This is a genomic window from Microbispora sp. NBC_01389, from assembly GCF_045040095.1.
In the GTDB taxonomy this organism is placed as follows: domain Bacteria; phylum Actinomycetota; class Actinomycetes; order Streptosporangiales; family Streptosporangiaceae; genus Microbispora.
In genome coordinates this window covers 7,418,937-7,439,585 of record NZ_CP109552.1, presented here as the reverse complement: position 1 = coordinate 7,439,585, position 20,649 = coordinate 7,418,937, and the positions used below count along the sequence as shown (strand labels likewise).

The 20,649-nt window shown below is 71.7% G+C and carries 19 protein-coding genes and 1 tRNA gene; 16 read left to right on the top strand and 4 right to left on the bottom strand.

The features are described 5' to 3' along the window. The first annotated feature begins 27 nt into the window (after positions 1-27). Positions 28-1,137, top strand: coding sequence for a glutamate 5-kinase (gene proB / locus OG344_RS32805; RefSeq protein ID WP_405086403.1), 1,110 nt, complete (start codon positions 28-30; stop codon positions 1,135-1,137). Between the two features lie 45 nt (positions 1,138-1,182). Further along, complete coding sequence (locus OG344_RS32800) at positions 1,183-2,487, top strand: glutamate-5-semialdehyde dehydrogenase (RefSeq protein ID WP_405086402.1); 1,305 nt, start codon at positions 1,183-1,185, stop codon at positions 2,485-2,487. A gap of 15 nt (positions 2,488-2,502) precedes the next feature. Here OG344_RS32800 and OG344_RS32795 read toward each other — a convergent pair whose 3' ends face one another. Further along, positions 2,503-3,165, bottom strand: a complete 663-nt coding sequence (locus OG344_RS32795) for a response regulator transcription factor (protein WP_327047075.1) — start codon at positions 3,163-3,165, stop codon at positions 2,503-2,505. A gap of 137 nt (positions 3,166-3,302) precedes the next feature. On the opposite strand from OG344_RS32795, the gene OG344_RS32790 reads away from it, so the two are divergent. Beyond that, positions 3,303-4,913, top strand: coding sequence for a protein kinase domain-containing protein (locus OG344_RS32790; RefSeq protein WP_405086401.1), 1,611 nt, complete (start codon positions 3,303-3,305; stop codon positions 4,911-4,913). A gap of 30 nt (positions 4,914-4,943) precedes the next feature. Here OG344_RS32790 and OG344_RS32785 read toward each other — a convergent pair whose 3' ends face one another. Further along, entirely contained in the window at positions 4,944-5,954 is a 1,011-nt protein-coding gene (locus tag OG344_RS32785; RefSeq protein WP_327047073.1) for a M48 family metallopeptidase, read from the bottom strand. A 116-nt stretch (positions 5,955-6,070) separates the two neighbouring features. Here OG344_RS32785 and nadD point away from each other — a divergent pair, with 116 nt between their 5' ends. The 4 genes from nadD (at position 6,071) to OG344_RS32765 (ending at position 8,447) form a co-directional block, all read left to right on the top strand. Continuing rightward, complete coding sequence (nadD, locus tag OG344_RS32780) at positions 6,071-6,682, top strand: nicotinate-nucleotide adenylyltransferase (RefSeq protein WP_405086400.1); 612 nt, start codon at positions 6,071-6,073, stop codon at positions 6,680-6,682. A 517-nt stretch (positions 6,683-7,199) separates the two neighbouring features. Beyond that, the gene (gene rsfS, locus OG344_RS32775) at positions 7,200-7,604 is read left to right on the top strand and encodes a ribosome silencing factor (RefSeq protein ID WP_405086399.1); all 405 of its coding nucleotides are present in this window, start codon (positions 7,200-7,202) and stop codon (positions 7,602-7,604) included. Positions 7,605-7,629: 25 nt separating this feature from the next. Then, entirely contained in the window at positions 7,630-8,265 is a 636-nt protein-coding gene (locus OG344_RS32770) for a histidine phosphatase family protein (RefSeq protein ID WP_327047070.1), read from the top strand. Positions 8,266-8,374: 109 nt separating this feature from the next. Further along, positions 8,375-8,447 (top strand) — tRNA-Ala (locus tag OG344_RS32765). A gap of 26 nt (positions 8,448-8,473) precedes the next feature. On the opposite strand, the gene OG344_RS32760 is transcribed toward OG344_RS32765, so the two are convergent. Then, entirely contained in the window at positions 8,474-9,859 is a 1,386-nt protein-coding gene (locus tag OG344_RS32760; protein WP_405086398.1) for a Dyp-type peroxidase, read from the bottom strand. Between the two features lie 169 nt (positions 9,860-10,028). On the opposite strand from OG344_RS32760, the gene OG344_RS32755 reads away from it, so the two are divergent. The 8 genes from OG344_RS32755 to OG344_RS32720 all read left to right on the top strand — a co-directional run bounded on the left by OG344_RS32755 (position 10,029) and on the right by OG344_RS32720 (position 17,675). Further along, positions 10,029-11,123: a glutamate--cysteine ligase gene (locus OG344_RS32755; protein ID WP_405086397.1), complete on the top strand. Its 1,095-nt coding sequence runs from the start codon at positions 10,029-10,031 to the stop codon at positions 11,121-11,123. Positions 11,124-11,292: 169 nt separating this feature from the next. After that, on the top strand, positions 11,293-11,646 hold the full coding sequence (locus OG344_RS32750; RefSeq protein WP_405086396.1) for a hypothetical protein: 354 nt from the start codon (positions 11,293-11,295) through the stop codon (positions 11,644-11,646). After that, positions 11,643-12,029, top strand: a complete 387-nt coding sequence (locus OG344_RS32745) for a hypothetical protein (RefSeq protein ID WP_327047066.1) — start codon at positions 11,643-11,645, stop codon at positions 12,027-12,029. The genes OG344_RS32750 and OG344_RS32745 overlap by 4 nt, the downstream gene beginning before the upstream one ends. A 116-nt stretch (positions 12,030-12,145) precedes the next feature. Beyond that, a complete protein-coding gene (locus OG344_RS32740; RefSeq protein ID WP_405086395.1) occupies positions 12,146-13,405 on the top strand; it encodes a CynX/NimT family MFS transporter in 1,260 nt (419 codons plus the stop codon). Between the two features lie 53 nt (positions 13,406-13,458). Further along, positions 13,459-14,148, top strand: a complete 690-nt coding sequence (locus OG344_RS32735; protein WP_405086394.1) for an SRPBCC family protein — start codon at positions 13,459-13,461, stop codon at positions 14,146-14,148. 189 nt (positions 14,149-14,337) lie between these two features. Continuing rightward, positions 14,338-15,096: a dienelactone hydrolase family protein gene (locus OG344_RS32730; protein WP_405086393.1), complete on the top strand. Its 759-nt coding sequence runs from the start codon at positions 14,338-14,340 to the stop codon at positions 15,094-15,096. A gap of 334 nt (positions 15,097-15,430) precedes the next feature. Continuing rightward, positions 15,431-16,324 carry a DMT family transporter gene (locus OG344_RS32725; protein WP_405086392.1) on the top strand — a complete coding sequence of 298 codons (894 nt, stop codon included), beginning with the start codon at positions 15,431-15,433 and terminating at the stop codon, positions 16,322-16,324. 304 nt (positions 16,325-16,628) lie between these two features. Then, positions 16,629-17,675, top strand: coding sequence for a LacI family DNA-binding transcriptional regulator (locus tag OG344_RS32720; protein WP_405086391.1), 1,047 nt, complete (start codon positions 16,629-16,631; stop codon positions 17,673-17,675). A 278-nt stretch (positions 17,676-17,953) separates the two neighbouring features. Here OG344_RS32720 and OG344_RS32715 read toward each other — a convergent pair whose 3' ends face one another. After that, positions 17,954-18,505 carry a hypothetical protein gene (locus tag OG344_RS32715; RefSeq protein WP_405089227.1) on the bottom strand — a complete coding sequence of 184 codons (552 nt, stop codon included), beginning with the start codon at positions 18,503-18,505 and terminating at the stop codon, positions 17,954-17,956. On the opposite strand from OG344_RS32715, the gene OG344_RS32710 reads away from it, so the two are divergent. Beyond that, positions 18,386-20,377: a DUF222 domain-containing protein gene (locus tag OG344_RS32710; protein WP_405089221.1), complete on the top strand. Its 1,992-nt coding sequence runs from the start codon at positions 18,386-18,388 to the stop codon at positions 20,375-20,377. The two genes, OG344_RS32715 and OG344_RS32710, sit on opposite strands and share 120 nt — an antisense overlap. The last annotated feature ends 272 nt before the right edge of the window (positions 20,378-20,649 follow it).

The following is a 20,649-nucleotide window of genomic DNA, read 5'->3' as shown; positions in this document are numbered from 1 at the left end:
GGGAGACGAGCGGGAGGGGGAGACGACGTGACGGGCAGGCAGCGGATCGGCGAGGCCGGGCGGCTGGTGGTCAAGGTGGGATCGTCGTCGCTGACGACCCCCGGCGGCACGATCGACGTCGACCGGGTCGACGCGCTGGTGGACGTGCTGGCCGCCCGGCGGCTGGTGGGCGCGCAGATCGTGCTGGTGTCGTCCGGGGCGATCGCCGCCGGGCTCGGCCCGCTCGGGCTGCGCGCCCGGCCCAAGGACCTCGCCACCCAGCAGGCCGCCGCCTCGGTGGGGCAGGGCGTGCTGATCGCCCGTTACACCTCCTCCTTCGCCAGGTACGGCTTACGCGTGGGGCAGGTGCTGCTGACGGCCGACGACATGATGCGCCGCTCGCACCACCGCAACGCCCAGCGGACGCTGGCCCGGCTGCTTGAGCTCGGCATCGTCCCCGTCGTGAACGAAAACGACACCGTGGCCACCGACGAGATCCGGTTCGGCGACAACGACCGGCTGGCGGCGCTGGTGGCCCACCTCATCCACGCAGACGGCATGGTGCTGCTGTCGGACGTGGACGCGTTGTACGACGGAGATCCCCGCAAGGAGGGCGCCGCCCGCATCGCGGAGGTCAGCGGACCGGAGGACCTGGAGGGCGTCGAGCTCGGCACCTCCGGCCGGGTCGGCACCGGCGGCATGATCACCAAGGTGGAGGCGGCCCGCATCGCCACCGGGGCGGGCGTGCCGGTCGTGCTCACGGCGGCGGCGCACGCGGCCCAGGCGCTCGCGGGGGCCGACATCGGCACCTGCTTCCATCCGGGGGGCCGCCACCCCGGCACCCGGCTGCTGTGGCTCGCCCACGCGACGACCGGGCGCGGCCGGCTGCACCTGGACGCCGGCGCGGTCGAGGCCGTGGTGGGGCGGCGGATGTCGCTGCTGCCCGCCGGCGTCGTGAAGGTCGAGGGCGACTTCGCGGCCGGCGACCCGGTCGACCTGTGCGCGCCGACGGGCGTTGCGGTCGCCCGCGGCCTGGTCAACTACGACGCGGGGGAGATCCCCGACCTGCTCGGCCGCTCCACCCGGGAGCTGGCCAGCGCACTCGGCCCGGAGTACGAGCGTGAGCTGATCCACCGGGACGACATCGTGATCCTGTAGTCCCATCCTGTAGTCCACCGAGAAGAAGCGACGGAGCGCGAGGCAATGTCCGAGGCAGTGTCTGAGGTTGTGACCGGGGCTGTGACCGGGGCTGTGTCCGAGAAAGAGGAGTTCCTGGAGGTCGCGCGGGCGGCCAAGGACGCCGCGGCGGCGCTCGCGCCGTTGCCGCGCGCGCCGAAGGACGCGGCGCTGCGTGCCGTGGCCGACGCGCTGGAGGCGGCCACGGACGAGATCGTCGCGGCCAACGCCGCCGACGTGGACCAGGCCAGGGCGAACGGCGTGCCCGAGGCGATGATCGACCGGCTGCGGCTGGACGCCGCCCGGATCGCGAACATCGCCGCCGCCGTCCGCGAGGTGGCCGACCTGCCCGACCCGGTCGGCGAGGTCGTGCGCGGCAGCACACTGCCGAACGGCCTGGAGCTGCGTCAGGTGCGGGTGCCCCTCGGGGTCATCGGCATTATCTACGAGGGCAGGCCCAACGTCACCGTGGACGCGGCGGCGCTGTGCCTCAAGAGCGGCAACGCCGTGCTGCTGCGCGGGTCGTCCAGCGCGTACTCCTCCAACACCGCGCTCGTGCGGATCATGCGGGAGGCGCTGGCGGAGACCGAGGTGCCGGCGGACGCCGTACGGCTCGTGCCCGGACAGACCCGCGAGTCGGTCCGGCACCTCATGCGCGCCCGGGGGCTGGTCGACGTGCTGATCCCGCGCGGCGGCGCGTCGCTGATCAACAGCGTGGTCGAGGAGTCGACGGTGCCGGTCATCGAGACCGGGGTGGGCAACTGCCACGTCTACGTGGACGCCGACGCCGACGTCGAGACCGCCCTGAAGATCCTGGTGAACGCCAAGGCGCAGCGGCCCTCGGTGTGCAACGCCGCCGAGACGTTCCTGGTGCACGCCGCGATCGCCGACGAGTTCGTCCCCAAGGCGCTGACGGTGCTCAAGGACGCGGGGGTGACCGTCCACGGCGACGAGCGGGTGCGGTCCTACGGCGCCGACGTCGTGCCGGCCACCGAGGAGGACTTCACCACCGAGTATCTTTCGCTCGACGTCGCCGCCGCGGTGGTCGACTCGCTCGACGACGCGGTCGCGCACATCCGGCGGTACGGCTCGGCCCACACCGACGCCATCGTGACCCGGTCCCAGCAGGCCGCCCGCAGGTTCGTCGCGACCGTGGACAGTGCCGCGGTGGCGGTCAACGCCTCGACCCGCTTCACCGACGGCGGCGAGTTCGGCTTCGGCGCGGAGATCGGCATCTCCACCCAGAAGCTGCACGCCCGCGGGCCGATGGGCCTGCCGGAGCTCACCTCCACCAAGTGGATCTACATCGGGGACGGGCACATCCGGGTGTGACCCTGAGACCCGGGCTCAGACGCGGGTGAGCACGGGACGCGAGCCGAGGCCCGCGTCCCTCGCCCGCAGCGCCGCGTCCACCCGGCTCGGCGCCTCCAGCTTGGTCAGCACGTTGCTCACGTGGTTGCGCACGGTCTTGGTGGCCAGGCACAGCTCGCGGGCGATCTCGGCGTTCGACCTGCCGTCGGCCAGCCGCTCCAGGATCTCGTGCTCCCGCTGGGTGAGGCCGGGAAACGGGCTGCGGGCCGGCGGCGTGGTCAGGCGGTCCAGCAGCCGGGGGGCCAGCCCGCCGCCGAAGACGACCTGCCCGTGGGCCACCGACGTGACCGCCGCCGCGATCTCCGAGGGGCGTGACCCGGTGAGCAGGTAGCCGTACGCCCCGGCGCGGAGCGCGCCCGTGAAGCCCGCCTCGCCGTCGTCGGCGCCGAGCGCGAGCACCCTTACGGCGGGGCAGCGGCGGGGCAGGGACTCCAGCGCGCCCAGCATGGCCAGGTCGGCCAGCAGCACCCGCGGCGACAGCCGTACGCACAGGCGGAGGGCGTCGAGGTCGTCGCACGCCGTGCCCGCGACGCGGAGGCCGGCCGCCTGGTCGAGGGCGGATCGGATGCCCTCGGCGAGCAGGGGCTTGTCGGCGGCGACCACGACGGTGATCGGGCCGGAGGAGTCGGTCATCGGCATCGCTGTCTCCGTCGTACCTGTGTTTCCGGAGCACACTCTGCCGGGCCGCACTTGTGGGACGGTTGGTGTTGGCTTGTATCGGACCTCGGCGCGCCTCCGCCGATTCGGGCGCCGGGCCCGCTATGGTTGGCGCTCCTATGGCTGGACGTCTCGGGCGGGTCGGCCCCTACACGCTGCTGGAGCGGCTGGGCCGGGGTGGCATGGGCGAGGTGTACCTCGCCGACGGCCGCCGGGGCGACCGCGTCGCCGTCAAGATGCTCCGCGACCCCATCGAGAACGACCCGGACGCGCGCTTACGCCTCGAGCGCGAGGTGCGGGCGCTGCGCAGGGTGGAGAGCCCGTACGTCGCCCAGGTGCTCGACGCGGACCTGTCGGGCGACCATCCGTACCTCGTGATGGAGTACATCGAGGGGGAGAACCTGCTCGACGCCGTACGGCGCGGCGGCCCGCTCAGGGGGCCACAGCTGATCACGCTGGCGCAGGGGCTCGCCGCGGCGCTGGCGATCATCCACGCGGGCGGGATCGTGCACCGCGACGTCAAACCGGCGAACGTGCTGCTCGGCGAGGACGGGCCGGTTCTGATCGACTTCGGGATCGCCCAGGTGCTCGACGCGACACGGGTCACGATGACCGGCACGTTCCTCGGCACGCCCGGCTACTGCGCGCCGGAGGTGTTCTCCGACGAGACGGTGGGAGAGCCCGCCGACGTGCACGGCTGGGCCGCCACGGTCGCGTTCGCGGCCACCGGGCGGCCCACCTTCGGCCGGGGCACCGCCGAGTCGCAGATGTACGCCGTGCTGAACGGCAAGGCCGATCTCGTGGGGGTGCCCCCCGCGCTGCTGCCGCTGGTGCGCGCGGCGCTGCACCGCGACCCCGCCCGCCGTCCCACGGCCGCGCTGATCGCGGACCGCCTGTCCAGGCTCGCGCGGGCCGCCGTCGACCCGCCGGACCGTGCCACTGCCACGCCGTCCGCCACGCCGTCCGCCCCGCAGCGCGGCCGGGAGAACGGCCGGGAGAACGGCGCGGGCGGGCCGGCCGTCGTACAGGTGCGCGCCTCCGCGGAGGCCGCCGCCCGCACCGGCCCGGCCCGCACCGGCCCGGCCCGCACCGGCCCGGCCCGGCCCGGCCCGAGCCCCCGGTTGCGGACCCCGTTGAGAACTCCGGTGAAGGCCTCGGCGCGGACTCAGGCGAAGTCGGCGCCCGGCCCGGCCGCGCCCGAGGGGGCGCTCGGTATCCCGACCGGGAACGCGGCGCTGGTCCTGGTCGCGCTGCTCGCGGTGCCGTGCGTGGTGACGGCGGTGATCTACCCGCCGGCCACCTTCGTGATCACCGCGACGTTCGCCGTGGTGACCAGGGCGATCTGGACGAGCCACTGGCTGGTGCGAACACGCCGGCCCGGCCGGGGGCGCACCTTCCTGCGGGTGCTGCTCTTCCCCCTCACCCTGTCGGGCTCGGCGTTGTCGGCCGTGGTGTGGCCGGGCCTGCCGGCCGCCGCGGCGGCGTTCGCCGCGATCTGGGTGGGTTCCGGCGCGAGCCTGGCGCCCGACTGGTGGTCTCAGGTGGTGCCGGTCACGATCGCCGGGGTCGCCTTCGGGGTGGTCAGCGGCGGGCTCGTCGGGCGGGAGATCGAGCGCGCCGGCGGGACCATACCGGGCCTGCGCCGGGAGGGCCTGCGGGCGCTCGCCGTGCTCGGCGGCTTCGTGCCGCTGTGCGCGGCCGCCGTACGCGCCGTCTCCTACTTTTTCTGACCTTCTGCTGACATCTTCCGAGCGGCCGGGTCAGTTCTCCCGCCGGGCGAATCGGTTGAAGATGCGCTCGCCCGCGTTGACCGCGCCCTCCGCGACGTCGCGCAGCACGCCGATGAACGGGTCCTGCGACTGCGCCCACGACTCCCGGTAGGAGTTGGCCGCGGCCTTGATCTCGTCGGTAAGCCGGGCGTCGGCGTCGTCCTCGCGGCGGGGATAGTCCCCGGCGAGGATGCGGTCGTACTCGCCGGTGCGGCGCCAGCGGTCGAGTTCGGCGACCCGGGTCACGGCGAACGGGTGGGTCGTGCCGAGCATGTTGAGGACCTTGAGCAGGCCGTCGCGGACGTCGCCCGCGGTGTCGTACTCCCTGGCCTGGTCGAGGAACGCCTCGATGTTCATCTCGTGCAGGCGCGAGCCGCCGGCGAGCTTCATGAGCGCGCGCAGCGCGGCGTCGGGGTCCTGCCCGGCGAGCAGGCCGCCCCGGTCGGCGGACATCTCCGCCTTGCGCTGCCACTCCTCCAGGGCCGCGACGATGATCCGCAGGCCGATGTAGCCGAGCGGGATCCAGGCGACCCGCGTGGCCAGCCGGGTCAGGATCGCGAGCATCGTGCCGTAGACGGCGTGGCCCGACAGGATGTGGGAGGTCTCGTGGCCGACGACGAAGCGCAGCTCCTCGGAGTCCATGAGGTCGAGCAGGCCCGTCGAGACGATGATGAACGGCTCGTCGAAACCGATCGCCATCGCGTACGCCTTGGGGTCCTGCTGCACGTAGATCTCGGGAATCCGGTGCAGGTCGAGAATGTAGGCGCTGTCGCGGCCCATGTCGTACAGGGCGCGGAACTGGGTGTCGGTCGTGCGCACGGCGGAGGCGAGGAACATCAGGCGGAGCCTGCGCTCGCTGAACAGGCCGGACGTGCGCTTGAGCACCGCGTCGAAGCCTGAGAGCGAACGCATCGCGACCAGCGCGGACCGGTCGGCGGGATGTTCGTAGGCCCGTGAGCTGATGCCGGGCAGCTGCACGCGGTTGCGATCGGGAGTGGTCATGTTCCGAATGCTATGTCTCAGGGGACGGACGCGCGCGGGACGCCGTGAGGAGCCCGGACGGCGCCCCGGGAGGGCGGTTCACGGACCGGCTGGGTGAGGACGTTAGGGTCCGTTTCATGCGAATCGGGACGGAGATCCGGCGGCTGGGTGTGATGGGCGGGACGTTCGACCCGATCCACCACGGCCACCTGGTGGCGGCGAGCGAGGTGGCGCACCACTTCGATCTGGACGAGGTGGTCTTCGTCCCGACCGGGCAGCCGTGGCAGAAGGCGGACCAGCGCGTCTCGTCCAGCGAGGACCGTTACCTGATGACCGTCATCGCGACCGCGTCGAACCCCCGCTTCTCCGTGAGCCGGGTGGACATCGACCGGCCGGGGCCCACGTACACGATCGACACCCTGCGCGACGTCGCCGCCGCGTACGGGCCGAACGTCGATCTCTACTTCATCACCGGGGCCGACGCGCTCGCGCAGATCCTGAGCTGGCGCGACGCCGGCGAGCTCTTCGACACCGCGCACTTCGTCGGCTGCACCCGGCCCGGTCACCCGCTGCAGGACCCGGGCCTGCCGGCCGGGAAGGTGAGCCTGGTCGAGATCCCCGCCCTGGCGATCTCCTCCTCCGAGTGCCGCGACCGCGTGGCCGCCGGGGAACCCATCTGGTATCTCGTTCCCGACGGCATCGTGCAGTACATCAACAAGCGCCGCCTCTACCGGGACCCGGCCGGCTGAACAGGGGCGGAACCAAGGGGGGGCGAGGGACGCGTGGTCATGGACGCCCCGCGCCCGCCGGATCGCTCTCCGTGGTCAAATGTCCCGAGGTCACCGGGCAGGCTTGCGTCAACTCCCTGGAAACCTTCGGGCTCGGCGATACAGGATCGGAGTACGGCCGCGAGGCACGATGCCGGCACGGGACACGGCACCGGAACCGGCCAGTCGCAGCGGGTCCCGCACGTCAAGCCGACCAGGCATCACCACAAGACGAGGCATCACCACCACCACTGACGACCGGCCCGCGCGGTTCCGCGGGCGACCGGTCCGATGCGACCCCGCACCCGTACGGGCGCGGGGCCGTGCGCGTCTCTCCGGCGGAATCATCGGGCGCGGAAGGACGTTGTATTTCCGATCCCGGGCATAACTCCGGTATCGACAGGGTGTGGCGGTAGGGTCTCCACGGAAAAGCGGGTTGTACGGGGGCCGCGGACTGTGCACCCTTGAAGAACCCGTCAACGGAGGACAGAACCGAATCGTGACAGCATCCGAGAGAGCGGCAGAGCTTGTGCGGGTGGCGGCCGAGGCCGCCGCCGAGAAGCTGGCCGACGACATCATCGCCTACGACGTCAGCGAACAGCTCGTCATCACCGACGCCTTCCTTCTCTGCTCCGCGTCCAACGACCGGCAGGTCCGCGCGATCGTCGACGAGGTCGAGGAGCGGCTGCGCGTCGAGGCCGACGCCAAGCCCGTACGCCGGGAGGGCGAGCGGGAGGGCCGCTGGGTCCTGCTCGACTACCTCGACATCGTGGTCCACGTGCAGCACGAGGAGGACCGCGCCTTCTACGCGCTGGAGCGCCTGTGGAAGGACTGCCCGTCCATCGAGCTGCCGGAGAGCGTACGGCGGGTCGCCGCCCAGCGCGGCCGCGGGGCGAACCCGTGACGGACGCCATCGCCGGGGCGGTGTGATGGGCCGCCGCGTGGTCTGCCTGCGGCACGGGCAGACGTTGTGGAACGTGGAGAAACGCTTCCAGGGGCACACCGACATCGCGCTGGACGAGACGGGGATCGCGCAGGCCGCCCGGGCGGCCTCCCTGCTCGCGGCCCTGCGGCCGACGATGCTCGTCGCCTCCGACCTTCGCCGCGCCTACGACACCGCCTCCGCCCTCGGCCGGCTCACCGGCCTCGACGTCATGGTCGACAAGGACCTGCGCGAACGCGGCGGCGGGGAGTGGGAGGGCCTGACCCGCGACGAGATCAGGGCGGGCTGGCCGGTCGAGTACGAGGCGTGGGAGGCGCCGGGCGGCGAGGACGTCGCGCACGTCGCCGACCGGGTGGCCGAGGCGGTCGAGCGCTGGGCGGGCCGCCTGGCCGACGACGGCCTGCTGGTGATCGCCTCGCACGGCGCCGCGCTGCGGCTCGGCCTCTGCCGCCTGCTCGGGCTGCCGCAGGAGCTGTGGTCGGCGCTCGGCAGCCTGGGCAACTGCTCGTGGTCGGTTCTGGAGGAGGGCCGCCGGGGATGGCGCCTGACGGAGCACAACGCGGGCACCCTGCCCGAGCCGGTCAGCAGCGACGACAGCCCCGCCGCCACCGCGGACGGCTGATACGCCTGTCACCGGTGTTACAGATGTGACCGGTGACGATTAGGTAAACGGAAGGGCATGGATATATGCTCTCCGAGCGCCGCGCCGGGAGGACTCGGAGCGGTGGCAAGGGGCTATAGCGCAGCTGGTAGCGCACCTCCATGGCATGGAGGGGGTCTGGGGTTCGAGTCCCCATAGCTCCACCCACTCGGTGGCGATCAGTGGGGCGTCACAGGCTCTTGAGGTAGGCGAGCGACGGCATGAAGAAGTATTCGCCTCCCTTCATCGTCACCGTCTGAGGAACCTGCTTCTGGGGAGCGCTCAGCTTCTTGCCGTCCCACGCTGTGGGGAAGCGCGCCTTGACCTCCCGGCCGCCCTGGCCGATCACGGGGTCGTGGCCGGTGCCCGCGGCGGGGAAGCCGGGCTCGTCGGCCCAGCTCTGCTGGGTGAACTCGAACTGGGACTGCAGGCTGGAGTTGAACGCCATGAACAGCAGCCCCACGCCGCCGGTCGGCCGGGTCGCCGGGGGCGCGTCGTCCCACGGCTTGTCGGTGCGCCTGCCGTACGTCTGCCCGCGCCGCGCCATCATGACCCCGAGCGCCCGCTCCAGCCCGCCGTCGCGGGAGTCACGGGGGTTGGCCTTGCGGATGTGCGCGCTCACCGGGCATCTGGACCCGGGGTCGTCACGGTAGTTGAAGTCGTTCTGCACCGGGTGGTCATCGGCGCTCGGCCTGCCGTGCAGCCGCAGCGGCGTGCCATTGCGGAACCGGCCCACCAGCATCGCGCCGGCGAGCGGCCGGTCCTCTCCCTTGAAGCCGAGCGCGTCGGCGAGGGCCTCCTCGGCCTCGCGGAACGCGCGGACGTTCTGCTCCAGCTTGCGCAGCACGAGGTAGGTGCCGAAGTGGCGGCTCGGGTGCGGGGCGAGGGGGTCGGCGGCGAGCACGTGGCTCAGCGGGAAGAACGGGTTCCAGTTGGCGCCGGGCTCGGCGGTCACCTGGTCGGCGAGGAACAGCGGCTGGCTGCGGCCGTCCACGTAGCCGAAGTGCTCGATGCCCCGGCCCTGGGCGTCGCGCAGACCCTCGCCCTTCTCCTCGCCGAGGATCTTCGCGGTCTTCGGCAGCAGCGCGAGGACGCGCGTGCGCGTCGCGGCGACAGGTTCGGGGGTGGCGTCCCCGATCAGCACGACCGCGTGGATCTCTCCTTGGTAGTGCTTCTCCCACGCGCCGACCGCCGGGTCGCTCAGGGTGTCTTTGCGCCGTTTCATCCCTGACTTGAACGCGTTGTCGGTGAACTTGGTGGTGGATTCGCCCAGTTTAAGATAACCGGGCTTGCTGATGCCGACGCCGACGTACGGCGTGCCCCGCTTCTTCGAGCGGTTGAAGTCGCGCACCTCCTCAAGGTGCTTCCTGGCCGACTTCATGAGCGGCACCAGGGCGCGCAGGAACCGCCTGCCGTCCGCGCCGTCGCCGAAATGCACGAGCAGCAGGGACATGCTCTCGCGTACGTGCGCCTGCAGGATGTTCGGCTGCAGGTTGTCGAGCATCGCCTTGGTGTCGGCGTCCAGTTTCGCCGAGTCCCAGGCGAGCGGCTTTCCGTTGGACAGGTTGACCGGCATGTCGGTTCCTTTCCCACTTAGTGGAAATATCAGGCCTCCACCGATGAGAACCATCATCCATGGAAAAGGTTCGGCGTACCGGCGAATCGGTGGCGGTCTCGGTGGCCCCGGGTTTCGCCGGTCCGCCCTGGCCAGGCTTACTTTCCGTAGCGGGGGTAGGGGCCCGGGCATGATGAAGAGACGGCCTGTCGGCGTTGAAGAGGAGTTTCTTGTCGTCGACCTCCAGTCCCGGCGTCTCACGCCGCTGGCGGAGTCGATGCTGGAGCGGCTGCCGGACGAGGGGTTCTCGGCCGAGTTGCAGCGATCGGTCGTGGAGACGAACAGCACCCCGTTGGAGGACCTGAGCGACGTACGGGCCGAGATCGTACGGCTGCGCCAGGCGCTCGTCGCGGCCGGCGAGCCGCTGGGCGTGGGCGTCATCGCCGCCGGGACGACCCCCAACACGGGCATCGAGGGCTACACCTTCACCCCGGGGGAGCGCTACCGCTACCTGTCGGAGTCCTACCGGTTCCTGGCCGAGGAGCAGCTCATCTGCGGGGCGCAGGTGCACGTGGAGATCCACGACAGGGACGTGGCGGTGCTCGCCGCCCAGCGCGTCGAGGCGTGGCTTCCCCCGCTGCTCGCCATCAGCGCCAGCTCGCCGTTCTGGATGAACGAGGACAGCGGCTACGCCAGCAGCCGGGCGCTGACCTGGCAACGGTGGCCGACGGCCGGGCCGATCGGCCCGTTCGCCGACGCCTCCGAGTACGACAGGACGGCCGAGGACCTGGTCGCCTCCGGGGTGATCAAGGACGCCGGCATGATCTATTACGACCTGCGGCTCAGCGCCCACGTGCCGACGGTGGAGATGCGCGTCTGCGACTCCTGCCCCCTGGCGGACGACGTGGTGCTGCTGGCCGGGCTCTTCCGGGCCCTCATGAGCAGGGAGATCGAGGCCGTGGAGCGGGGTGAGCCGCCGGCGGGGGAGCAGCGTCTCGCGCTGCTGCGGGCGGCCAACTGGCGGGCGGCCCGCGACGGGCTGGAGGGCGAGCTGTTGTCGCCCGTGACCAGCCGGCCGGCCCCGGCGCCGCGGCTCGTCGCGTGGATGCTGGAGGAGCTGCGGCCGACCCTGGAGGAGCTCGGCGACTGGGAGATCGTGTCGGAGCTCGCCAACGAGGCACTGCTCCGCGGCAGCTCCGCCTCCCGCCAGCGGGGTGCGTTCGCCGTCAACGGCAGGGCCGAGGACGCGGTCGACCTGCTGCTCGCGGAGACCCGGCAGAGCTAGGTCGTGTCTGCTGGATCAAGCCCTGCCGCGCGTGGCCCAGGCGGCGCCTCGCCGCGTTGTCACCTCACCCGCGAGATCGAGTGCGGGCCGGGTCGCGCGAGGGGGTGAGCGGGCGGGCCGATAACCTTCTGGCCATGCCTCCACTGTCCGCCCACCCCCTGAGCACGGCATGAACGGCGCCTACTCGGGCTGGCTGATCGGCGCGGCCCTGCTGCTGGCGCTGGCCGCCGTGGTCACCACCGTACGGAACCGGCCGATGGGGCCGGTGCTGCTGGTGGGGCTGGGGCTGCTGGAGATCGCCGTGCTCGCGCAGGCGGGGTTCGCCCTCGCCGGGATCGGACGCGTCGCGGAGAAGGCGACCTTTGTCGGATACCTGGCGGGGACCGTGGTGATCCCGCCCGCCGCGGTGTGGTGGGGCCGGGCGGAGCGCACGCGCTGGGGCCCCGGCGTCATCGCCGTGGCCGCCTTCACCGTGGCCGTCATGACCGGGCGGCTGCTGCAGGTCTGGGACATGGTCCCGTGAGTGACGCGGCCGTACGGTCCGGGCCCGGGCGGGTGCTCGTGGCCGTGTACGGCGTCTTCGCGCTGGCCGCGACCTCCCGCGCCGCCGTGCAGATCGCCACGCGGTTCGCCGAGGCGCCCCTGGCGTACGCGCTGTCGGCGTTCGCGGCGGTCGTCTACCTCGCCCTGACGGTGGCGCTGGCCCGCGGCGCCGCCCGGGCGGCGCTCGCCGCCTGCCTGGTCGAACTGATCGGCGTGCTGGTCGTCGGCACGCTCAGCCTGGCCGACCCGGCCGCCTTCCCGCACGCCACGGTGTGGTCGGGGTACGGCAGCGGGTACGGCTTCGTGCCGCTCGTGTTGCCCGTGGTCGGCCTGCTGTGGCTGCTGCGCGGCGTCCGCCGCTGACAGTCCTCTCCACGACCCCTCTCCACGACTCTCAGAACCGGGAACAAACGAGGAGTTTGAGGCCTTTGGTAGGGTGTCAAACGTAGGATGACCGGATGAGGGGAGTTGTTGCGGCGATGAGTGCCGTCGTCACGCGGATGGCCACCGGTGGGGCTCCATGGAGGGCCGCGTGGAGAGCGCCGGGCGGGTCGATGGCGTGGCTGATCGCCGGCGGCATCGCCCTCGCCGCGCTGAACCTCCGCACCGCGGTGACCAGCGTGGGCACCGTCCTCGACGAGGTGAGCACCGGGCTCGGCATGTCCGGCGCGACGACCGCGCTGCTGACCACGCTGCCGGTGGTGAGCTTCGCGCTGTTCGGGGCGCTGACACCGGCCATGTCCCGGAGGATGGGGGAGCACCGGCTGCTGCTGACCGCCATCGTGCTGCTCGCCGCGGGTCAGGCCGTCCGTTCCCTCGTCGACTCGGCGGCGCCGTTCATGGCGGCGAGCACGGTCGCGCTGGCGGGCGGCGCGGTCGGCAACGTCGTCATCCCCACACTGATCAAGAAGCACTTCCCACGGCGGTCGGGCGCCATGACGACCGTCTACTCGACCGCCCTTGCGGCCGGGACGATGGTGGCCGCCGCCGCGACCGTCCCCGTGCAGCAGGCCGCGGGCGGCAACTGGCACGTGGCACTCGGGGTGTGGGCGGCCCTGGCCGCCGTGGCCGCGATTCCGTGGCTCGCGCTCAGGCGCGGTGAGCCGGAGCGGCGTAGCACCCCCGCCCGGGCGGCCGGCGAGAGCCTCCTGCGCAGCAGGCTCGCCTGGGCCGTGGCCGGTTACTTCGGGTCGCAGTCGCTCATCGCCTACGTCATGTTCGGCTGGCTGCCGCTGCTGCTGCAGGACAACGGCTACACGAGCGGACAGGCCGGGGTGGTGCTCGCCGTGTTCACCGGGCTCGGCATCCCGATCTCGATGGTGGTGCCCACGCTGGCGACCCGGCTGTCCGGGCAGCGCCCGCTGGTGATCGCGTTCGCGGTCCTGTACGCGGCCGGCTTCGCAGGGATGCTGACCGGGCACGCGATGTGGGCGTGGGCGATGCTCGTGGCGCTCGGCGGCGGCACCTTCCCGCTGGCGCTGGCGATGCTGGCGCTGCGGACCCGGACGGCGCCGGGCACCGCCGCCCTGTCCGCCTTCGGGCAGAGCGCCGGATACCTCATCGCGGGCGCGGGCCCGATCACGTTCGGTCTCCTCCACCAGGTGAGCGGTGGCTGGGCGCTGCCGTTCTGCCTGCTGTTCGCCGCGCTCGCCGTACAGGTCGTCACTGGATGGTACGCGGGCGGCGACCGGACGCTGGAGGACGGGGGCGCTGCCGGGGCCTCTCCCCTCCGGGTTTAGGCCGCCCTCAGGGGGCAGGGCTTGTCGTGCAGCCGAAGAGAGAAGGAGGAGGCATGAGCTCGATCGAACAGTCCATCGATGTGAATGTCCCGATCCGCACCGCGTACAACCAGTGGACGCAGTTCGAGAGCTTCCCGGAGTTCATGGAAGGCGTCGAGTCGGTCAAACAGATCGGCGACACGCGCACCGACTGGGTCGTCGAGATCGCGGGAGTCCGCCGGGAGTTCCAGGCGGAGATCACCGAGCAGCACCCCGACGAGCGCGTGGCCTGGCGCTCACTGGACACGCCGCGGCAGGCCGGGGTCGTCACGTTCCACCGGCTCGGCGACGACACCACCCGCGTCACCCTCCAGATGGAGTACGACCCCGAGGGCTTCCTCGAGAAGGCGGCCGACGCTCTTCAGCTCGTGCGCATGCGCGTCAAGGGCGACCTGGAGCGTTTTAAGGCCTTCATCGAGTCACGCGGCGGCGAGACCGGCGCCTGGCGCGGCGACGTGCCCGGCCCGCACCAGCAGGGCGGAACGGGTTCCGGCGGCGTGTCCGGCGGCGTGTCCGGCGGGGGTTCCGGCACGGGCTACGACATCGGCGAGCCGATGCCGCCGCAGACCGTGAACCCCGACTACCCGCGCGAGACGCCGCTTCCGGCGCCCGGCAGCGGACCGATCCCGCCGGCGCCCGGTACGGGCCCGCTTCCCGGCAGCGGACCGCTGCCGCCGCGGGACACCCCCGGCCCGGTCATCTAGGCCTGCGGCCGACGAGGCGCGTGGGATCCGAGAGGCCCATCTCCTGAGGGACGGGGAGATGGGCCTCTTTCTCGTTATCAAGCCGGAATTCGAGGATTATCGGCAATTTATTTTGTCATGATATGATGGGATTAGAGTGTTATAGCCTTTCGGGCGTCGTTCATTCTGATTATGAAGGGATGCCCGCCCGTGTGCTATGACGCCGACGCCGTACCTCCCGTTCACGGTGCTCCGCGCACGACCACGTCGTCTGAGCGCCTCGTCCTGATCTCGGGCGACGGGGCGGAATTCGCGGCGTTCCTGTCCCGTCCCGGAACACCCACCGGCGCCGCCGTGCTCGTCCTGCCCGACAATCGGGGCCTGTCCGGGTTCTACGAGCAGCTGGCCGTACGCCTCGCCGAGCAAGGGCATCCAGCGCTCGTGATCGACTACTTCGGCCGTACGGCGGGGACCGGCCCGCGGCCGGCCGGCTTCCCGCACATGGAGCACCTGGGCAGGGCGCACAAGGACACCCTTTTCGCCGACATCGCCGCCGGGGCGCGATACCTGCGGGCAGAGGGGCATCAGGACGTCGTCACGCTCGGCTTCTGCTTCGGCGGCAGGCTCGCGTTTTTGGCGGCCCGCCCCGAGTTCGGATTCCGCGGCGTCATCGGCCTGTACGGATATCCGGACACGATCTTCGGCAACCCCGGCCCCACCCAGCTGGCCGGCGAGCTGCGCGGCCCGATCCTCGGGCTGTTCGGCGGCGCGGACGAGGGCATCTCCCCCGAGGTGGTGAAGGCCTTCGGCGAGGCGCTGGACGGCGCGGGCGTCGAGCACGAGTTCGTCACCTATCCGGGAGCACCGCACAGCTTCTTCGAGCTCGGCCGACCGGAACTGGCGGAGGCCTGCGCCGACGCGTGGTCGCGCATCCTCGGACTCCTGGAAGGCGTGCCTGCTCGGCCCTGAGCAGAGCTGCCGCGCTGCCGTTGTGCTGCCGTGCTACCGGGGGCCGGACAGCGGACAGCGGACAGCCCGAGGCGACCTGACCTCGCCTCGGGCTGTCACGATGCCAAGACTACGACTTCGATGCCCGGCCGCGCGCACCGGCACCCCCCAAATGCCGGAAAAGCCGATGTCGTGTTTCGGGAGAGCCCGTTAGTGTGGCCCGCGTGCCAATGATCGTCTCTCCGCCGCCCGCCCGATAGCGGGCGGCGTCATCAGGTGAGCCGGGCCCGGAGGGCCCGGCCGGTGGCCCCTGCCCGCGTACGGGAATCGGGCCCACCTCACCGGAGAGACATCGATGAACCATGCTCCAGCCCTGTCCGTACGGCAGGGTCTTGTCTACGTGTCCACCGCCGCGGCCGCCTGGGGAACCGGCGGCGCGGCGGGGGCGATGCTCCATGACGCGGGCCGGCTGAGCCCCGTCGCCGTGTCCTTCTGGCGCTTCACCTGCGGGGCGGCGCTTCTGCTCCTGGTCGCGCGCGGCCGCCCTTCCTGGCGGGCGGTGCTGCTCGTCGGCCCGGCCATGGCGGTGTGCCAGGCCGCCTACTTCGCGGCGATTGCCGAGACCGGCGTCGCGGTCGCGATCATGATCACCATGGGGGCGGCTCCGCTCTTCGTGGCGGCCGGCGGCCGGATCTTCCTGCGCGAGCCCCTGGGCCGTACGGCTCTCGCCTGCGCCGGGCTCGCGCTCGCCGGGCTGGCCATGCTCACGGGAGGAGCGGCCGCCCCGGCCGGCGCGGCCGGCGCCGGTTACTGCCTGGTGTCGGCTGCCGCCTACTCCTTCGTCACCCTCGCGACCCGCCGCATGCCCGCGGAGGGCGTGGCGGTGTGGGGCTTCGCCGGGGGCGCGCTGTGCCTGCTCCCGCTCGCCGTGGGCGGGGGACTGCTGCCCACCGGGCACACGATGACCAGCGTGCTGCTGCTCGGCTATCTGGCGATCGTGCCGACCGCGCTCGCGTACCGGTTGTTCTTCACCGGCCTGGGCGTCGTGGGTGGTGTCACCGCGTCGGTCGTCTCGTTGCTCGAACCCCTCGTCGCGGCCGTCGCCGGTGTCGTCCTGCTGGGGGAGCGCATGACCGCCGTACAGGTGGGCGGGGGAGCCCTCCTCCTGTGCGCCCTCGCCTGGCTCGCCCGCGCGGAGTTGCGCGATGGGCCGGTGCGGGGGTCACGACCAGGGAAGCCGAGCTGTTAACGGTACCATCAGGTGGGTGGTGTGAAGCGTGCGATCACCAGGCGGAACGGTCCTTTTCGGGGCGTGTCCCGCGGTGATCGCCGCCGGTGCTCACACCGTGCGCCGGTGCCGGCATCGCGTCGGCAGCGCGTTGGACCAGTGGCGGACTCGTCGTGGCGGACTCGTAGCGGTTCGTGGCGGACTCGTAGCGGTTCGTGGCGGGTCGCTGCGGTTCGTGGCGGGTCGCTGCGGTTCGTGGCGAGTCGTGGCGGTTCGTGGCGGGTTCGTTCAGGGCGACTGATCGGAAAGAGCGGGGACGCGGGGGATGACGATGGTGCGGCCTGGAGAGAGCCCGGCCGAGCGCCCGAGGGCGGCGGTCATGGAAGACGTCGCGGAGCTGGCGGGGGTGTCGGCGATGACGGTGTCGCGGGTGCTGAACGCTCCGGAGAAGGTGCGTCCGGAGACGCGGGAGCGGGTGCTGGCGGCGGTGCGGGAGCTGGACTACCGGCCGAACTCGGCGGCGCGGATGCTGGTGACCGGGCGGTCGGGGGTGCTGGGGGTGGTGTGTTTCGACACCACGTTGTACGGGCCGGCGTCGACGTTGTTCGGGGTGGAGCAGGCGGCGCGGGACAGTGACTATCTGGTGAGCATCGCGAGTCTGCCGGTGCTGGATCGGCGGTGGATCGGGCGGGGGGTGGATCGGCTGCGGTCGCAGTCGGTGGATGGGGTGATCGTGGTGGCGCCGCATGAGTCGGCGGCCGAGGGGGTGCGGCAGCTTCCGGCGGGGTTGCCGGTGGTGGTGGTGGGTGGGGGCGGGGATGTGCCGGTGCCGGTGGTGGCGGTCGATCAGGTGGCGGGGGCGGCGCGGGCGACGCGGCATCTGCTGAGTTTGGGGCATCGGACGGTGTGGCATGTGGCGGGTCCGCCGAACTGGGTGGATTCCCGTGGTCGTCTTTCGGGGTGGCGGTCGGTGCTGGAGGCGGAGGGCCGGGTGGTGCCCGAGCCGTTGGTGGGTGATTGGACGGCGTCGTCGGGTTATGAGCTGGGGCGGCGGCTGGCGGCCGATGGCGGGGTGACGGCGGTGTTCGTGGCCAACGACCATATGGCGATGGGGGTGTTGCGGGCATTGCGGGAGGCGGGGCGGCGGGTGCCCGAGGATGTGAGCGTGGTGGGGTTCGATGACGTGCCGGAGGCGGCGTATTTCTGGCCGCCGCTGACCACGGTGCGGCAGGACTTCGGCGAGCTAGGCCGGCAGGCGTTCCGGCTCCTGCTGCACCGCATCGCCGACCGTGACGTCGGGCCGGCGCGCCTGGTCGAGCCCGAACTCGTGGTCAGGGAGAGCACGGCCGCCGCTCCACCGTCCTCGGCGTAACCGGGACGCGGGTCGTTTTCAATGGCCGGCTATCTCAGCACAATAATGGGCTAAATAGAAACATCTGCGTCGCCGCTATCGTCCTTCGCCTGTAGCTCCAACATATCCCGGTGCGCGCTTGTCGCCCGATGCCGGTTCGTGGAAAAATTAGTACAGGATTTCGAATCGGCGAAGGGGATGTGATGGATCTGTCCGACTTCGGTCCTGATCACCCGCATGATTCAGATATCGCCGACGACTGGTGGGATCGTCTGGTCGCCGGCTCACCACTGTGGTCTTCAGAGGGTTCTCTGGCCCGTGAATTCGTACCGATCGCCGATTCCGAAGGGCGAAAGCGCGCCGGTCGGCTCGATGCCCCGGCGAATCCCGCCTTGATTAAGGTATTCGCGACTCGTTCCGGTGCCGCTCCCGGTGACGACCTCGTCGACGGTGACGAAACCGCGAGTGACGCTTCTCCTGATGGCACTCCTCGGGGTGGCGGTGATGCGTCCGGTGGCGTTTCGGCTGGTGCTTCCGATGGCGTGTCTGACGGCGTCTCTGGCGCTGGCCGGGGCGACGCTGGCCGGAATCGGGATGCGGGCCGTGATCGGAATGGCGGCAGCGCGCCTGGTGGTGCGTCTGATGGCGGCGCGTCTGATGGTGCCTTCGGTGGTGCTTCCGGCTCGGGGTCGTCGTGGGTGGCGGTGGCGGCTCTTGTCGAGGCGGCTCGGGTGGTGGCGTTGGTGCCGGTGCCGGAGGACGCGGGTGTGTGTCTGGCCGAGGCTGAGGAGTTGCTCGCGGCCCGTGATCGGATCACTTCGGCGTTGGCGGCCCGGGTGGGTCGTGTCCATCGGGCGGGGGAGGCGAAGAACCACGGGCATGCGTCCACGAAGTTGTGGCTGCGTAGCGCTGGGGGGATGACGCCTGCGGGGGCGGGGCGCCTGTTGACGATGAGCATGGAAGTGCACCGTCTTGCTGAGGTGCGTCGCCTGTTCGCGGAGGGTGGCTTGGCCGAGGGGATTGTGGAGGCGATCTGCACGGCCACCGCGGGGTTGACCGATGAGCAGGCGGCGACGGCTGAGCGGATTCTGCTGGAGTTGGCGAACTCGGCGGGTGCGGCGGAGGTGGCGAAGGCGGGGCGGTACCTACGCGCGGTGCTCGACCCCGATGGGCATGAGAAGGATGAGCAGGCGGATTTCGATCGCCGGTTCTTCCGGGTCCGCCGGCGTAGGGGCGGCGGTGTGGAGGGGGAGTTCTACCTGCCGGTGGAGGCGGCCGCGCGGTTGCGGCACATGCTGGACGTCTACGCCAAGCCGAAGGCGGAGGGTGATGACCGGCCGTTGAGTGTGCGGAACGCGGATGCGTTGATCGCGTTCCTGGAGAACAAGATCGTCACTGAGCTTCTGGTGCTGGTCAACGCCGAATCCCTTCCCGACGACCCTCCGAGTGGCACTGCCTGCGACGAGGGTGAGCCCATCATCGACGACGGCGAGCCCACCATTGAGGAGCCCTCCGGCGAAGAGCGCGCTGACGAAGAGCCCGCCGGCGAAGAGTCAGACGAAGAGCCGGGGGGTGCGGAGCCGGGCACACGGCCATCGGCCGTCGGTCCCGAACGCACAGCCACCAGCCCCGAACGCACAGGCACTGTGCCCCCGGCGGGCGGTGATCACTCAGCCGGCGAGGACGGTAGCTCGACCGTCGCGCCCTCCGCAGGAGACGACACCTCCCCTGCAGCCTCCAGTGCCGCCTCCCGCGCCGCCTGTCGTGCCACCTCCAATGCCGCCGCGGGTGCGGGCGCGGATGCCGCCGCGGGTGTGGGCGCGTGTGGGGGCGCTGACGGGCTGGAGCCTGTCACCGGCCGCGCGGCCGCCGGTAGCTCGCCCATGGACGGTCCGGCTGCCGCCTGGCCGCACTTCGACCCCACCGGCAGCGACGAGCACGGCCACGAGCGCGGCGACCTGCGCGACTGCGATGACGTTCAGCAGGACCACGCCGACGACCCTGACGCAGACCCTGACGACGACTCTGACGACGACCCCGGCACTCAGGAAGAGGGCATCGAGCGAGGACACCGCAGAAACCGAGCGCGGCCGCAGCAGGCACCCCCGCAGCAGGCACGCCCGCAGCAGACGCATGCTCCTGATCCCCCACCCGAGCCCGACGCCCCGCCGGATGCGGAAGGGAGCGACTGCCCGGGAGGCGACGCTTGGCCTGGCGGTGGCGCCTGGCCGGGAGGCGACACCTGGGCCGGGGTGGGAGCCGACGCGCCGCCGGGGGTGGGGCGCAATGTGCCGCCGGGGGTGTGGTTGCGGGGGTTGCCGGGGCTGATCCTGGCGACCGGGCATCTGCTGCCCGTTGTGAGCGTGCATCGGCTGGCCCGCAGCAGCAGCCTGGTGAGGATCGTGATGAACGCCGCCGGGCAGGTCCTGGACATGGGCCGCAAGGTCAGGTTGGCCACCCCCGCCCAGCGCCGGGCGGTCTTCGCCCGGTACGCCACCTGCTGGGTCGACGGCTGCCCCCTGCCCGCCACCATGTGCCAGATCGATCATTGCGACAACTGGTGCAGCGGCGGGCTGACCGACCTCAAGCTGCTCGGGCCGGCGTGCCAGTTCCACAACCGCGACCGCTACCGCCACCCCACCCGCTACACCCGCCGCGAGATCGGCGACGACCGCTGGACCTTCACCTACCGCAACCCCCGAACCACCCGGCGACGCGAATGAGTCACCGACACGCGGATCGGCGCCCGCAGGAGTGGAAGCCGTGCCCGCAGGAGTGGAAGCGGCGCCCGGCGCGGAAGTGCGCCGCTCTGTTCGCCGAGCTTCCTGCTCGCCGTGGTTCTGCCCCCGGGGGTCTGTCCGGCGGGATTGAGGATCAGCCTGCGAAGGCCGATGGCGGCGGCCTCGAAGGGCGGGTAGCGACCGGAATGCCGGTAACGAGCAGGCATGCCCAAGTGGGTCGGCGGCTGGATCCGCTGGGAGCGGGGCGATGGTTT